14 protein-coding genes are annotated in these 14,313 nt (G+C 65.6%); all 14 read left to right on the top strand.

Annotation, left to right across the window (positions count from 1 at the left end; genetic code table 11):
- Positions 1–15 precede the first annotated feature (15 nt).
- Positions 16–579, top strand: a complete 564-nt coding sequence (gene efp / locus ABIC65_RS04005; RefSeq protein ID WP_064312161.1) for an elongation factor P — start codon at positions 16–18, stop codon at positions 577–579.
- 119 nt (positions 580–698) lie between these two features.
- Positions 699–1,514, top strand: coding sequence for an inositol monophosphatase family protein (locus tag ABIC65_RS04000; protein ID WP_354306917.1), 816 nt, complete (start codon positions 699–701; stop codon positions 1,512–1,514).
- Between the two features lie 127 nt (positions 1,515–1,641).
- Positions 1,642–4,110: a methyl-accepting chemotaxis protein gene (locus ABIC65_RS03995; RefSeq protein ID WP_354306916.1), complete on the top strand. Its 2,469-nt coding sequence runs from the start codon at positions 1,642–1,644 to the stop codon at positions 4,108–4,110.
- An 8-nt stretch (positions 4,111–4,118) separates the two neighbouring features.
- Positions 4,119–5,519 (top strand): chemotaxis protein CheW, encoded by a 1,401-nt coding sequence (locus ABIC65_RS03990; protein WP_354306914.1) that lies wholly within the window; start codon positions 4,119–4,121, stop codon positions 5,517–5,519.
- Between the two features lie 129 nt (positions 5,520–5,648).
- Positions 5,649–6,023, top strand: coding sequence for an NADH-quinone oxidoreductase subunit A (locus ABIC65_RS03985; protein ID WP_084580718.1), 375 nt, complete (start codon positions 5,649–5,651; stop codon positions 6,021–6,023).
- Positions 6,014–6,553 carry a NuoB/complex I 20 kDa subunit family protein gene (locus tag ABIC65_RS03980; protein WP_064312156.1) on the top strand — a complete coding sequence of 180 codons (540 nt, stop codon included), beginning with the start codon at positions 6,014–6,016 and terminating at the stop codon, positions 6,551–6,553. Before ABIC65_RS03985 ends, ABIC65_RS03980 begins: the two co-directional genes overlap by 10 nt.
- Positions 6,550–7,380, top strand: a complete 831-nt coding sequence (locus ABIC65_RS03975) for an NADH-quinone oxidoreductase subunit C (protein WP_354306912.1) — start codon at positions 6,550–6,552, stop codon at positions 7,378–7,380. Before ABIC65_RS03980 ends, ABIC65_RS03975 begins: the two co-directional genes overlap by 4 nt.
- Positions 7,380–8,609 (top strand): NADH-quinone oxidoreductase subunit D, encoded by a 1,230-nt coding sequence (locus tag ABIC65_RS03970; RefSeq protein ID WP_064312154.1) that lies wholly within the window; start codon positions 7,380–7,382, stop codon positions 8,607–8,609. Before ABIC65_RS03975 ends, ABIC65_RS03970 begins: the two co-directional genes overlap by 1 nt.
- Positions 8,609–9,277 (top strand): complex I 24 kDa subunit family protein, encoded by a 669-nt coding sequence (locus tag ABIC65_RS03965; RefSeq protein WP_354306910.1) that lies wholly within the window; start codon positions 8,609–8,611, stop codon positions 9,275–9,277. Before ABIC65_RS03970 ends, ABIC65_RS03965 begins: the two co-directional genes overlap by 1 nt.
- The gene (locus tag ABIC65_RS03960) at positions 9,271–9,444 is read left to right on the top strand and encodes a hypothetical protein (RefSeq protein WP_313534912.1); all 174 of its coding nucleotides are present in this window, start codon (positions 9,271–9,273) and stop codon (positions 9,442–9,444) included. The genes ABIC65_RS03965 and ABIC65_RS03960 overlap by 7 nt, the downstream gene beginning before the upstream one ends.
- A 1-nt stretch (position 9,445) precedes the next feature.
- Positions 9,446–10,750: an NADH-quinone oxidoreductase subunit NuoF gene (nuoF, locus tag ABIC65_RS03955; protein ID WP_354306908.1), complete on the top strand. Its 1,305-nt coding sequence runs from the start codon at positions 9,446–9,448 to the stop codon at positions 10,748–10,750.
- Positions 10,750–12,768, top strand: coding sequence for an NADH-quinone oxidoreductase subunit NuoG (nuoG, locus tag ABIC65_RS03950; protein ID WP_354306906.1), 2,019 nt, complete (start codon positions 10,750–10,752; stop codon positions 12,766–12,768). Before nuoF ends, nuoG begins: the two co-directional genes overlap by 1 nt.
- Positions 12,765–13,814: an NADH-quinone oxidoreductase subunit NuoH gene (nuoH, locus tag ABIC65_RS03945; RefSeq protein ID WP_354306904.1), complete on the top strand. Its 1,050-nt coding sequence runs from the start codon at positions 12,765–12,767 to the stop codon at positions 13,812–13,814. The genes nuoG and nuoH overlap by 4 nt, the downstream gene beginning before the upstream one ends.
- Positions 13,811–14,296 carry an NADH-quinone oxidoreductase subunit NuoI gene (gene nuoI / locus ABIC65_RS03940; RefSeq protein ID WP_066718225.1) on the top strand — a complete coding sequence of 162 codons (486 nt, stop codon included), beginning with the start codon at positions 13,811–13,813 and terminating at the stop codon, positions 14,294–14,296. The genes nuoH and nuoI overlap by 4 nt, the downstream gene beginning before the upstream one ends.
- The last annotated feature ends 17 nt before the right edge of the window (positions 14,297–14,313 follow it).

The raw sequence follows: 14,313 nt of genomic DNA, 5'->3' as shown, positions 1-14,313 counted from the left end.
ATACAGGCACGATCCATGAAGATCAGCGGCGTGGACATCCGTCCCGGCAACATCATCGAATATGAAGGCGGCATCTGGCGCGCCGTCAAGATTCAGCACACCCAGCCCGGCAAGGGCGGTGCCTATATGCAGGTCGAACTCAAGAACCTGCGCGACGGCCGCAAGAACAATGTCCGCTTCCGCTCGGCCGAGACCGTGGAGCGCGTGCGCCTCGACACCAAGGATTTCCAGTTCCTGTATCCGGAAGGCGACATGCTCGTGTTCATGGACAAGGAAACCTACGACCAGACTACGCTGCCGCGCGACCTGCTCGGCGAGGCCGCGGCCTTCCTGCAGGACGGCATGGACGTGGTCATGGAACTCTATGACGACGAGGCGATCAGCGTCCAGCTGCCCGACACGATCGAAGCCACGATCGTCGAGGCCGACGCGGTGGTGAAGGGCCAGACGGCCTCCTCCTCGTACAAGCCCGCCGTGCTCGACAATGGCGTGCGCGTGATGGTGCCGCCGCATATCGGCAGCGGCACGCGCATCGTCGTCGACGTGTACGAGCAGACCTACGTCCGCCGCGCGGACTGATCTGCCGGCTTCGGCCGATTTTATGCTAGGGAAGGGGACGGCAGGCCTGCGTCCCCTTTTCCCGTTTTCGGGTCAGGCCTTCCTAGTCCCCCGCAATAGCGGCAGGGAGAGAGATTGATATGGCAGCCTTTTCCGGCCTTCTCACCGTCATGGACCGTGCCGCACGCAAGGCGGCGCCCCGCCTGCGTCGCGACTTCAACGAGGTCACGCACCTCCAGGTCAGCCGCAAGGGCCCGGCCGATTTCGTGAGCATGGCCGACAAGCGCGCCGAGCAGACGCTGATCGAGGAACTGCGCAAGGCGCGGCCCGACTGGCGGATCCTGGCCGAAGAGGGCGGCGAACTGCCGGGCGATCCCGACAAGCCGCGCTTCATCGTCGACCCGCTCGACGGCACCACCAACTTCCTCCACGGCATCCCGCATTTCGCCATTGCGATCGCGGTCGAAGATCCGAACGGCAGCCAGGGCAAGCCCGAGATGACCCACGGCCTGGTCTACCAGCCGCTGACCGACGAGAGCTTCTGGGCCGAGAAGGGCCGCGGCGCCTGGCTGCAGGACCAGCGGCTGCGCGTCTCGGCGCGGCGCGATCTCTCGGAATCGCTGATCGCGACCGGCATTCCGTTCATGGGCCATGGCAATTTCGCCGAGTGGAGCCGCATCTTCGGTGCGGTGGCACCCGAAGTGGCGGGCATCCGCCGGCTCGGCTCTGCGGCGCTGGACCTTGCCTGGGTCGCGGCGGGGCGGTTCGACGGCTATTGGGAATCGGACCTCAAGCCCTGGGACGTCGCGGCGGGCATGCTGCTGGTCAAGGAAGCCGGCGGCTTCGTCACCGACTATCGCGGCCAGGACATGGCGATGCAGCGCAACCAGTTCCTCGCCGCCAATGACGGGCTCCACTCGAAGCTCCACAAGCTGGTTGCCAACGCGCTGCGCTGAGGCTTTCCGTACGATTACGGAGCCGAGAAATTAACTTTATTTCCCGGCCGTTTCCTAGGGTTTGCGCCCTATAAGTCCCTTAAAACGCCTTTGGCCATCCAGCCGGGCGAATTGGGACAAATGGCGCATGAACATGGAAACGGGCGGTCTCGGCAAGGGGCGTCGGGGAGAGGCATCGGACGAGGCATTCTGCCATGACGTGGGCTCGGTGCTCGACCGCCTCTATGCGGTGGCCGAGTTCAGCCCCGACGGCACCCTGACCCGCGCCAACCAGCATTTCCTCGACGCGATGGGATGCGTGCTCGAAACCGTGGTCGGCGAGCACCACCGCTTCTTCTGCGACGAGGACTATGCCGCCAGCCCGGCCTATGCCGCCTTCTGGGAGCGGCTGCGCGCCGGCGAGACGATCGAGGAAACCGCCCGCCGCAACGGCTGCGAGGGCAAGGATGCCTGGATCGCCGGACATTACGCCCCGGTCCGCGACTCCAATGGCGCGGTGAAGAGCATCATCCTGATCGCCCGCGATGTGCGCGGCGCGCAGATCGAGGCAGCGCTCAACCGCAGCGTGCTCAACGCCTTCAGCCGCGCGACCGCGATGATTGAATTCGATCTTTCGGGCCGGGTGCTTAGCGCCAACGAAAATTTCTGCGACCTGCTCGGCTACAAGGCCGAGGATATCGTCGGCCAGCATCACCGTATCTTCTGCACCGCCGACTATGCCCGCTCGCCCGCCTATCGCCAGTTCTGGGAGCGGCTGGGCCGCGGCGAGTTCGACGGCGGGCTCTACAAGCGCGTCGCCAAGGACGGCAGCGATCGCTGGATCCAGGCGACCTACAACCCGATCCTGGATCATCAGGGCTTGCCGGTGAAGATCGTCAAGTTCGCGATGGACGTGACCAAGCAGCAGATCGAGAGCGCCGAGGCGGCGGGCAAGCTTGCCGCGCTCGACCGCTCGACCGCGGTGATCGAGTTCGACACCAGCGGCCATGTCGTCGCGGCGAACGACATGTTCCTGCAGACCATGGGCTATGAGCGCAGCGAACTGATCGGCAAGCACCACCGCAGCTGCTGCGACCCGGACTATGTGAAGGGCGAGGACTACGCCAATTTCTGGCGTGCCCTGTCGGCGGGCGAGTACCAGGCTGGGGTCTTCCCGCGCATCGGCAAGGACGGCCGCCGCGTGTGGATCCGTGCCACCTACAACCCGATCGTCGATGCCGACGGCAAGCTGATCAAGGTGGTGAAATATGCCCACGACATCACCGAGCAGAAACAGCAGGCCGCCGATGCCGAGGGCAAGGTCGCCGCGATCAGCCGCGCCCAGGCGGTGATCGAATTCACCCCCGAGGGCGTGGTGCTCGAGGCGAACGAGAATTTCCTCAACGCCACCGGCTATCGCCGCGAGGACGTGGTGGGCAAGCACCACAAGATGTTTTGCGACGCCGAACTGGTGAACTCGCAGGAATATGCGCGCTTCTGGACCGACCTGGCGCACGGCGAGTATGTCGCCGGGGATTTCCGCCGCCGTAACAAGGCCGGCGAGGAGATTTGGCTCAACGCGACCTACAACCCGATCTTCGACGGCCTCGGCAACGTCGTGAAGGTGGTCAAGTTCGCGCACGACATCACCGAGCGCAAGAAGGCCGCGATCGAAGGCAAGAGCCGCGCCCAAGCGGTGGATCGCAGCCTGGCGACGATTGAGTTCAGCCTCGACGGCGAGATCCTGACGGCGAACGAGAATTTCCTCTCCACCATGGGCTATACCCTGCGCGAGATCCAGGGGCGCCACCATTCGATGTTCGTCGATCCGGCGCACCTCAAATCGAAGGAATATGGCGACTTCTGGCGCGCGCTCGGCCGCGGGGAGGGCCAGTCCGGCCGCTTCCACCGGATCGGCAAGTACGATCGCGACGTGTTCATCCAGGCGAGCTACTCGCCGGTGTTCGACCTGCAGGGCAATCCGTCGCGGGTGATCAAATATGCCTATGACGTCACCGACCAGGTGATGCTGGAGCGCAAGATCGCCGCCAAGACCGAGCAGATGCAGGGCGTCGTCGGCGATCTTTCCGAGGCGATCAAGACGATCAGCGACGGCGCCTCGAGCGCGACCGGCCTCGCCAGCGAAACCCAGGCTGCCGCCGATCGCGGCACCAGCGCGATCGAGGGCACGATCGAATCGATGGAGCTGATGGCGGCGTCGTCGAAGAAGATCGCCAGCATCGTCGACGTGATCGGCGATCTTGCCGGCCAGACCAACCTGCTCGCCTTCAACGCCGCGATCGAGGCGGCACGCGCCGGCGAGCACGGCGTCGGCTTCTCGATCGTCGCCGAAGAGGTGCGCAAGCTCGCCGAGCGCAGTGCCTCGGCTGCCGAGGAGATCAACCGCCTGATCGGCGAGTCGAGCGAGCGGGTCACCCAGGGCACCGAACGCTCGCGCTCGGCACGCGACGCCTTCGAGGCCATCGCCGGCTGCGTCGACAAGACCACCGGCGCCATCTCGGGCATCGCCCAGTCGGTCGGCGCGCAGCGCGAGACCTCGCGCCAGGTGGTGGCGATGATCGACGAACTCGCGACCTCCACCCACGGCAAGTTCTGAGCAGGGCCATGGGGACCGAGCTCACCGCGCCGGTCGGGGAGGCGGGGCGGCGCCATATCGACCTGGGGCTGCTCCGGCTGTGCGGGATCGAACTGGCGGTGCCGGTGGACTGGGTGCGCGAGGTCGTGCCGTGTCCCACCGCAATGGGACCCTGCTTCGGCAGCCACCCGGCGCTGATCGGCTCGATCGGGGTGCGCGGCGACGTCATTCCGGTGGTCGACGTCACCGTCCTGCTCTGCTTTGGCGAGCGGACGGGCACGGGCGGCACGATTGTAGTGCTGCGCAAGGACGACGTGCTGCTGGGTCTCAGGATCGATACGGTGTCCGGCTTGTACCGGATCCCGGTGTCGGCGGTGCGCGAGCTGGTCGATTCGGGCGGGGCCGCGCGGCTGGTCGATCGCGCCTTCGTCCGCGAGGCGCATCTCGTCGGCATCGTCGATCCCGACGCCTTGTTCGCGATGCCGGGCTTGCCGCTGGTTCGCTGCACCGTCCGCGACGCCGACCATGGCGCGCTCGGCCGCGCGTCGCCCTTCGTGTTGGTGACGGTAGCGGGCGTGCAGATCGCGATCGACAGCCATCTGGTGGAAAGCACGGCGCCTGCGACCAGCCTGCGCCGCTGCGCGGTCCCGGCCCCCGGCTGGGCGCGCTCGGTCAATTATCTCGGCCGCGATGTCCGGGTGTTCGACCAGCTCGCGACCCTGGGGCTCGACGGCGCGACTCCGGAGGAGTCGCAGGGGCCGGTGATCCTGTTGCGCATCGCGCCGGGCAAGCTGGTCGGCTGGCATGTCGAAAGCGTGCGCAGCGTCGCTCGCATCGCCAGCGACAAGTTCGGACCTCTGCCCTCGGGCCTGGCGGGCCGCGCCTCGCTGTTCGGCGGCACCGCCACCGATCCCGGCGGCGGGCAGAACCTGGTGCTGGACAGCGCGGCGGTTTGTGCCGATCCGGCGATCGTGGCGATGGCGGCCCTGTGCCGGGAGGCGACGGAAGCGGGCGGCCGCTCGATCGCCATGGCGAAGGGCAAGACCGACGCCACCGGCGCCTTCCTGATCTTCGATACCGGCGAGCGCCTGCTCGCCACGCCGCTCGACGCAATCCGCGAAGTGGTGCCGTTTCGCGGGCTTTCCTCGCGAGTCGAGGACTATTCGGGCCTGTGCGGGCTCAGCGACCACCGCGGCGCGCCGGTTTCGGTCTATGCGGTGGAGGCGGGCGTGCAGCCCGACGACGCCAAGCTGCTGATCATCGCGCGCGACCAGGAAGGGCAGGGGGCGCGCGGCTTCCTCGCGCAGCGGCTGGCGACGATCATCAATGCCCCCGCGCTCCCTGTCCCGGGGGGAAGCCCGGGCGCTCGGTTCATCCCCGCAACGATCGACGGAACCGCGCATTCCATCCGAATTCATACGCTTGGCTGAGGCCCCGCCGGACCCGTTCAGCAGGCCTTAACAATTGCGAATGATTCTCAGCGGTTCCAGGCCTTGCCGCACCGGGATCATGGTCCTAGAAGCCGCTCAAGATTCCGCAGTCGCGAGAAGAGAAGGCCATTGGTCGACCTGTCACAATATCTGCCGATCCTGATATTCCTCGGGATCGCCCTGTTGCTCTCGGGCACGTTCGTGTTCCTGCCGATGCTCGTGTCGCGCCTCACCGGCACGAACAAGCCGACGCCGGAAAAGCTCACCGAATATGAGTGCGGCTTCCCCGCCTTCGAGGATTCGCGCAGCCAGTTCGACGTGCGCTTCTACCTCGTCGCGATCCTGTTCATCGTGTTCGATCTGGAAGCAGCCTTCCTGTATCCGTGGGCGGTGAGCGTGTTCAAGCTGGGCTGGACGGCCTGGTTCTCGATGATGATCTTCGTTGCCGAGCTGGCGCTCGGCCTGATTTATGCGTGGAAGAAGGGAGCCCTGGAATGGGAGTAGAGCTTTCGTCGGCGCCTCCGGCCGGTACGCTCCCGGACGTCGGTTTCCTGAACGACATCAATGCCGAGATTTCGGACAAGGGTTTCCTGGTCACCTCCACCGAGGAGCTGTTCCAGTGGGCCCGTACCGGCTCGCTGTGGTGGATGACCTTCGGCCTGGCGTGCTGCGCGGTGGAGATGATCCACGTCAACATGCCGCGCTACGACATGGAGCGGTTCGGCGCCGCCCCGCGGGCCTCTCCGCGCCAGTCGGACGTGATGATCGTCGCGGGCACGCTGTGCAACAAGATGGCCCCGGCGCTGCGCCGGGTCTATGACCAGATGTCGGAACCGAAATACGTGATTTCGATGGGCAGCTGCGCCAATGGCGGCGGCTATTACCACTATAGCTACAGCGTCGTCCGCGGCTGCGATCGCGTGGTGCCCGTGGACATCTACGTCCCCGGCTGCCCGCCGACCGCCGAGGCCTTGCTCTATGGCGTGATGCAGCTGCAGCGGAAGATCCGCCGCATCGGGAGCCTGGACCGGTGAGGGCGCCGGCTCCCCACTATGCCGCAAACGACGGCGTGATCGAGGCGGCCAAGGCCGCGCTCGGTGACATGCTGGTCGAGGCGAAGGATGCAGTGGGCGAGGTGTCGCTCACCGTCGTCCGCGAGAAGCTGTGCGACGCGATGATCGCGCTGCGCGACACGCCGGGCCTGGAGTACCAGCAGCTCAGCGAGATCGCCGGCGTCGACTATCCGCAGCGTGCCGAGCGCTTCGATGTCGTCTACCAGCTGCTCTCGTTCACCCGGAACCACCGGATCCGCGTCCGCGTCACCACCGACGAAGAGAAGCCGGTGCCGAGCGTGACGGACATCTGGCCGGTGGCGGGCTGGCTCGAGCGCGAGACGTACGACATGTACGGCGTGCTGTTCTCGGGCAATGACGACCTCCGCCGCATCCTGACCGATTACGGTTTCCAGGGCCATCCGCTGCGCAAGGACTTCCCGATGACCGGGTATGTCGAGGTGCGCTACTCGGAAGAGGCGAAGCGCGTGGTCTATGAGCCGGTCAGCCTGACCCAGGACTTCCGCAACTTCGACTTCATGAGCCCGTGGGAAGGCGCCAAGTACGTCCTCCCGGGCGACGAGAAAGCGCCGCAGCCCGAGGCCAAGGGTGCGCCGACCCCGGCTACCGCCGCACAGGTCGCCAAGGCCGACGCGACGCCGGCCGCGAGCCAGGCTGCGCAGGGCAAGGACACCAAGACCAGCGAGAACACGGCCCAGACCGGCGCCGGTCAGCCGCACCCGGGCAACCAGCCCGGCGAGAAGCCCAAGGATCCGGATGTCCCGGCCAAGGGCGAGGGGCAGAAGTGATGACCGATACCGCAGTCAAGATCCCCGAGCGCGAGATCGACCCGGCGACGGGCGATACTTCGATCGCGAACTACACGATCAACTTCGGCCCGCAGCATCCCGCGGCGCACGGCGTGCTCCGTCTCGTCACCGAACTGGACGGCGAGATCATCGAGCGCATCGATCCGCATGTCGGCCTGCTCCACCGCGGCACCGAGAAGCTGATCGAGTACAAGACCTACACGCAGGCGCTGCCGTACTTCGATCGCTTCGATTACTGCTCGCCGCTGGCGATGGAGCACAGCTATGTGCTCGCGGTCGAGAAGCTGCTCGATCTCGAGGTGCCGCTGCGCGGCCAGTATCTGCGCGTGCTGTTCGCCGAGCTGACCCGCATCTGCAATCACATGCTGAACCTGGGTTCGCACGTCATGGACGTCGGCGCGATGACGCCGAACCTGTGGATGTTCGAGATCCGGGAGGACTGCCTGAACTTCTTCGAGCGGGCCTCGGGTGCGCGCATGCACTCGAACTATTACCGCGTCGGCGGGGTTCGCCAGGACGTGCCGGTCAAGCTGCTGAACGACATCGCGGAATGGCTCGACACGCGCCTGCCGCGGCTGTTCGGCGACGCGATCAGCCTGGTCGCCGAGAACCGCATCTTCAAGCAGCGCAACGTCGACATCGCTACGGTGAGCCGCGAGGACGCGATCAAGTGGGGCTTCTCCGGCCCGATGATCCGCGCCGCCGGCATCCCCTGGGATATCCGCCGTTCGCAGCCCTATGACGTGTACGACCGCGTCGACTTCGAGATCCCGGTCGGCACCCGCGGCGATTGCTATGATCGCTTCATGGTCCGCGTCGAGGAAGTCTACCAGTCGGCGCGCATCATCAAGCAGTGCATCCAGGACATGCCGGAAGGCCCGGTCCTGACGCTCGACCGCAAGGTCGGCGCGCCCAAGCGCGGCGAGATGAAGCAGTCGATGGAAGCGCTGATCCATCACTTCAAGCTCTTCACCGAAGGCTATCACGTGCCGGCGGGCGAAGTGTATGTCGCGACCGAAAGCCCCAAGGGCGAGTTCGGCGTGTATCTGGTGTCCGACGGCACCAACAAACCCTATCGCTGCAAGGTGCGCCCGACCGCGTTCAGCCACCTGCAGGCGATGGACTTCATGTCCAAGGGGCACATGCTGGCGGACATCACCGCCATCCTGGGCGCCATGGATATCGTTTTCGGTGAATGTGACCGCTGATGGCTGACGCTCCTCAACTCCCCGACGAAGCCGAAGTGCGCGCGCGCTGGGGCGCTTTCGCCTGGACGCCGGCCAATGCCGAGAAGGCACGCGAGATCATGGCGCGCTATCCGGCGGGTCGCCAGATGTCGTGCACCATCCCGTTCCTCGACCTGGCGCAGCGCCAGGTGGGTGCCGAGACGAACACGCAGGGCTGGCTTCCGGTTCCGGTGATCGAGTTCGTCGCCCGCGAACTGGACATGCCCTATATCCGCGTGTTCGAGGTCGCGACCTTCTACACCATGTTCAATCTGGTGCCGGTCGGCCGCTACCATGTGCAGGTCTGCGGCACGACGCCGTGCATGCTGCGCGGGTCGGACGACGTGATGGCCGCGTGCAAGTCGCGCGGGCTGAAGAAGGGCCACACCACCGCGGACGGGCTGTTCACGCTCACCGAGGTCGAGTGCATGGGCAATTGCTCGTCGGCGCCGATGGTGCAGATCAACGACGACAATTTCGAAGATCTCGATTATAATCGCACGCTGTCGATCCTCGACGCGCTGGCCAAGGGCGAGAGCCCCAAGACCGGCACGCAGGAGCCGGGCCGCCACACCGTCGAGCCGCTCGGCGGTCCGACGACGCTCACCGCGATGGTGAACGAGAACCATGACTATCGGGGCGAATGGTGATGCGGGGCAACAGCCTCATCGTCACCATCCTGGCCATTATCGGCGGCATCGTCGTGCTCGGCTGGGTGCTCAAGCTTGCATTTAACTTGATCGGGACGCTGGTCCTGATCGGTCTGGCCGTAGTCTTCTATCTGTTCGTACAGAAGCTGGTCGGGAAGGGACGCTAAGGTGCTTCAGGACAAGGACCGCATCTTCACCAATCTCTACGGCTACCAGTCGTGGCATCTCGACGCGGCGCGTGCGCGCGGCGCGTGGGATAACACGAAGGCGCTGCTGGAGCTTGGGCAGGACACCATCATCGACCGCATCAAGGCCTCGGGCCTGCGCGGGCGTGGCGGCGCCGGCTTCCCGACGGGCATGAAGTGGAGCTTCATGCCGAAGAACCCGACGCCCGAGCGTCCGAGCTTCCTCGTCATCAACGCCGACGAGTCCGAGCCCGGTTCGTGCAAGGACCGCGAGATCATCCGCCACGATCCGCACCTGCTGATCGAAGGCGCGCTGGTCGCGGGCTTCGCGATGCGCGCGCGGGCGGCGTACATCTACATTCGCGGCGAATATATCCGTGAGGCCGAAACGCTGTTCGCGGCGGTCGCCGAGGCCTACGCGGCGGGGCTGGTGGGCAAGAATGCCTGCGGTTCGGGCTATGACTTCGACGTCTTCGTCCATCGCGGCGCCGGCGCCTATATCTGCGGCGAAGAGACCGCGATGATCGAGAGCCTGGAAGGCAAGAAGGGCCAGCCGCGCCTCAAGCCGCCGTTCCCGGCGGGTGCGGGCCTCTATGGCTGCCCGACCACGGTCAACAACGTCGAATCGATCGCGGTCGCACCGACGATCCTGCGCCGCAGCCCCGAATGGTTCGCCAGCTTCGGCGCCGAGAACAACAAGGGCACCAAGCTCTTCCAGATCTCGGGTCATGTCGAGAAGCCCTGCGTGGTCGAGGAATCGATGTCGATCTCCTTCCGCGAGCTGATCGAGAAGCATTGCGGCGGCATCCGCGGCGGCTGGGACAATCTGCTCGCGGTGATCCCGGGCGGTTCGTCGGTGCCGCTGGTGCCGGCAGCCCAGATCATGGACTGCGCGATGGACTTCGACGGCCTCAAGGCAGTCGGCTCGGGCCTCGGCACCGCCGCGGTGATCGTGATGGACAAGTCGACCGACATCGTCCGCGCGATCAGCCGTCTCAGCTACTTCTACAAGCATGAGAGCTGCGGCCAGTGCACCCCGTGCCGCGAAGGCACCGGCTGGATGTGGCGCGTGATGGAGCGGATGCGCACCGGCGACGCCGACATCAGCGAGATCGACACGCTGCACCAGGTGACCAAGCAGGTCGAAGGCCACACCATCTGCGCGCTCGGCGACGCAGCCGCGTGGCCGATCCAGGGCCTGATCAAGCATTTCCGCCCGGAAATGGAGCGCCGTATCAACGAGCGCCGTTCGGGTGGCCTTGAAACCATGCAAGAGGCGGCAGAGTAATGCCCAAGCTCAAGGTTGACGGAATCGAAGTCGAGGTGCCGCAGGGCGCCACCGTGCTCCAGGCCTGCGAGGCCGCGGGCAAGGAGATTCCGCGTTTCTGCTATCATGAACGGCTGAGCATCGCCGGCAATTGCCGCATGTGCCTGGTCGAGGTGAAGCCCGGACCGCCCAAGCCCCAGGCTTCGTGCGCGCTGCCGGCCGCCGACAATCAGGAAATCCGCACCGACAGCCCGATGGTGAAGGCCGCGCGCGAAGGCGTGATGGAATTCCTGCTGATCAACCACCCGCTCGATTGCCCGATCTGCGATCAGGGCGGCGAGTGCGACCTGCAGGACCAGTCGGTCGCCTATGGTCGTGGCCAGTCGCGCTATGAGGAAAACAAGCGCGCGGTCACCGAAAAGTACATGGGCCCCATCATCAAGACGGTGATGACCCGCTGCATCCAGTGCACCCGCTGCGTTCGCTTCGGCGAGGAAGTGGCCGGCGTGGAGGATATCGGCGCGATCTATCGCGGCGAGAACATGCAGATCACGACCTATCTCGAAAAGGCGTTCAAGAGCGAGCTTTCGGGCAATGTCGCGGACCTGTGTCCGGTCGGTGCGCTGACCCACAAGCCGGTCGCGTTCGAATATCGCCCCTGGGAGCTCAAGCGGAACCTGTCGATCGACGTGATGGACGCGGTCGGCACCAACATCCGCCTCGACAGCCGTGGCCGTCAGGTGATGCGCGTCCTGCCGCGCATCAATGAGGACGTGAACGAGGAGTGGGCGCACGACAAGACCCGCTACCATGTCGACGCGCTGGTCCGCCGCCGTCTCGACCGCCCGTTCGTCCGCAAGGACGGCAAGCTGGTCCCGGCGACGTGGGAAGAAGCGTTCGACGCCGTGGCAGCGGTGGCCGCCAATGCCGGCTCGAGCGTCGCGGCGATCGCCGGCGATCTGCTCGATGCCGAGACCATGTATGCCGCCAAGGCGCTGGTGAAGGCGTTCGGTTCGGACCTGCTCGAAGGCCGCCAGACCGGCATGGCCTATGACACGTCGAGCCTGTCGGCGGTGGCGTTCAACACCACCATCGCGGCGCTTGAAGAGGCCGATGCGATCCTGCTGGTCGGCACCAACCTGCGCTGGGAAGCGCCGCTGGTGAACACCCGCGTGCGCAAGGCGATCAAGCGCGGCGCCAAGGTGTTCGCGATCGGGCCGCAGGTCGACCTGACCTACAAGGTCGAGTGGCTGGGCGACGATCTGGGGCTGCTCAACAGCCTGCCGGAGAACCTTGCCCAGGCGATCGACAATGCCAAGAAGCCGGCGCTGATCCTCGGCCCGGGCGCGCTCAAGAACGGCCATGGCGCCGCGCTCGCGATCGCGGGTGCGTTCCAGCGCGCCGCGACCGAGACCGAGGCGGCCTGGAACGGCTTCAACGTCGTCCACACCGCGGCGGCGCGGATGGCCGGCCTGATGCTCGGCTATGCGCAGAAGGGCGGCATTGCCGACATCGTCGGGGCCGCGCCGAAGCTCGCCTTCTTCCTGGGCGCCGACGAGGTGGACTTCTCGAAGTTCGCCAATAGCTTCAAGGTCTATATCGGCCACCACGGCGACCAGGGCGCGCATCATGCCGATGTGATCCTGCCGGGCGCCACCTATGCCGAGAAGCCGGGCACCTATGTGAACCTGGAAGGCCGCGTGCAGCGCGCCGATCGTGCGGTGTTCGCACCGGGCGAGGCGCGCGAGGACTGGACGATCCTGCGCGCGCTCTCCGAGAAGCTCGGCCGCACGCTGCCGTTCGACAGCTTCGACGAACTGCGCGCCGCGATGGCGAGCGAGGTTCCGGCGCTCGGCCAAGAAGGCTTGGCCGAATACGCATGGAACCCGCCCTCGCTGGCTAGCCAGGCTTCGGGTCCGGTGACCTATCCGATCGCCGACTTCTATCTCACCAACGCCATCTGCCGTGCGTCGCCGACGATGCAGCGCTGCTCGGCCGAACTGCTCCATGGCGAAGACTTCGCAGAGGCCGCAGAATGACCTCCTGGTTCACCTATCTCGGCCTGCCGTACGAGCTGGCCTGGACCGTCGCCACGGTCATCGACATCCTCGTCATCGCGCTGCCGGTGATGCTCGCCGTCGCCATGATCATCTACGCCGATCGCAAGATCTGGGCGGCGATGGCGCTGCGCCGCGGCCCGAACGTCGTCGGCCCGCTCGGCCTGATGCAGTCCTTCGCCGACGGCCTGAAGGTGTTCCTGCAGGAAACCATCATTCCGTCGGGCGCGAACAAGGGCCTGTTCCTGCTCGCGCCGATCATCACCTTCACGGTTGCGCTGATCGTGTGGGCGGTGGTGCCGTTCCAGGCGGGCGTCGCGCTGTCGAACATCAATGTCGGCCTGCTCTATGTGCTCGCGGCCTCGTCGCTGGGCGTGTACGGCATCATCCTCGCCGGCTGGTCGTCGAACTCGAAATATCCGTTCTACTCGGCGATCCGCGCAGCCGCGCAGATGGTGAGCTACGAAGTCTCGATCGGTTTCGTGCTGATCTCGGTCGTGCTCTGGGCCGGCTCGTTCAATCTCGGCGCGATCGTCGAGATGCAGAAGGGCTATTACGGCTTCGTCAACGGCAACTTCGTCAACCCGCTGCTGTTCCCGATGGCGATCGTGTTCTTCATCTCGTCGCTCGCCGAGACGCAGCGCGCGCCGTTCGACCTCACCGAAGCGGAGTCGGAACTGGTCGCGGGCTATCAGACCGAATATTCGTCGATGGCCTTCGCGCTCTACTGGCTGGGCGAGTACGCCAACGTCATCCTGATGTGCGCGCTCAACGCGACGCTGTTCTGGGGCGGCTATCTGCCGCCGTTCGACTGGGCGCCGCTCTACGCCGTACCGGGCATTCTCTGGCTGTTCGCCAAGATGCTGTTCTTCTTCTTCTGCTTCAGCTGGGTGAAGGCCACCGTCCCGCGCTATCGCTATGACCAGCTGATGCGCCTGGGCTGGAAGATCTTCCTGCCGCTGTCGCTTCTCTTCGTCTTCCTCGTTTCCGGGTACCTGATGCTGACCCGGGTTGGAGTGCCCGCATGAGCGTCGGTAGTTTCATTCGCACCTGGACTCTTTGGGAGTTCGTGAAGGCGCATGCCCTGACCTTGAAGTATTTCTTCAAGCCCAAGGCGACGATCAACTATCCGTACGAGAAGAACCCGCTCTCGCCCCGCTTCCGCGGCGAGCATGCGCTGCGTCGCTATCCCAATGGGGAAGAGCGCTGCATCGCGTGCAAGCTGTGCGAGGCGGTGTGCCCGGCGCTGGCGATCACGATCGAGGCCGAACCGCGCGACGACGGCAGCCGCCGCACGACGCGCTACGACATCGACATGACCAAGTGCATTTACTGCGGCCTGTGCCAGGAAGCGTGTCCGGTCGATGCGATCGTCGAGGGGCCGAATTTCGAATTTTCCACCGAAACGCGTGAAGAGCTGATTTATCAGAAGGATAAGCTGCTCGCGAACGGCGATCGCTGGGAACGCGCGATTGCGGCGAACCTTGCCGCCGACGCGCCGTACCGTTAAGCGCCGCACCATTCAAA

It is taken from the genome of Sphingomonas trueperi, assembly GCF_040545665.1.
In the GTDB taxonomy this organism is placed as follows: Bacteria; Pseudomonadota; Alphaproteobacteria; order Sphingomonadales; family Sphingomonadaceae; genus Sphingomonas; species Sphingomonas trueperi_B.
This window is presented reverse-complemented; position numbering and strand designations above follow the sequence as displayed.

Bases quoted from the DNA above. Each gene is read 5' to 3' on its own strand.
- ABIC65_RS03970 (WP_064312154.1), top strand. From the start codon at position 7,380: ATGACCGATACCGCAGTCAAGATCCCCGAGCGCGAGATCGACCCGGCG.
- ABIC65_RS03960 (WP_313534912.1), top strand. From the start codon at position 9,271: ATGGTGATGCGGGGCAACAGCCTCATCGTCACCATCCTGGCCATTATC.
- ABIC65_RS03965 (WP_354306910.1), top strand. From the start codon at position 8,609: ATGGCTGACGCTCCTCAACTCCCCGACGAAGCCGAAGTGCGCGCGCGC.
- ABIC65_RS04000 (WP_354306917.1), top strand. From the start codon at position 699: ATGGCAGCCTTTTCCGGCCTTCTCACCGTCATGGACCGTGCCGCACGC.
- nuoH (WP_354306904.1), top strand. From the start codon at position 12,765: ATGACCTCCTGGTTCACCTATCTCGGCCTGCCGTACGAGCTGGCCTGG.
- ABIC65_RS03995 (WP_354306916.1), top strand. From the start codon at position 1,642: ATGAACATGGAAACGGGCGGTCTCGGCAAGGGGCGTCGGGGAGAGGCA.
- efp (WP_064312161.1), top strand. From the start codon at position 16: ATGAAGATCAGCGGCGTGGACATCCGTCCCGGCAACATCATCGAATAT.
- ABIC65_RS03990 (WP_354306914.1), top strand. From the start codon at position 4,119: ATGGGGACCGAGCTCACCGCGCCGGTCGGGGAGGCGGGGCGGCGCCAT.
- nuoG (WP_354306906.1), top strand. From the start codon at position 10,750: ATGCCCAAGCTCAAGGTTGACGGAATCGAAGTCGAGGTGCCGCAGGGC.
- nuoI (WP_066718225.1), top strand. From the start codon at position 13,811: ATGAGCGTCGGTAGTTTCATTCGCACCTGGACTCTTTGGGAGTTCGTG.
- ABIC65_RS03980 (WP_064312156.1), top strand. From the start codon at position 6,014: ATGGGAGTAGAGCTTTCGTCGGCGCCTCCGGCCGGTACGCTCCCGGAC.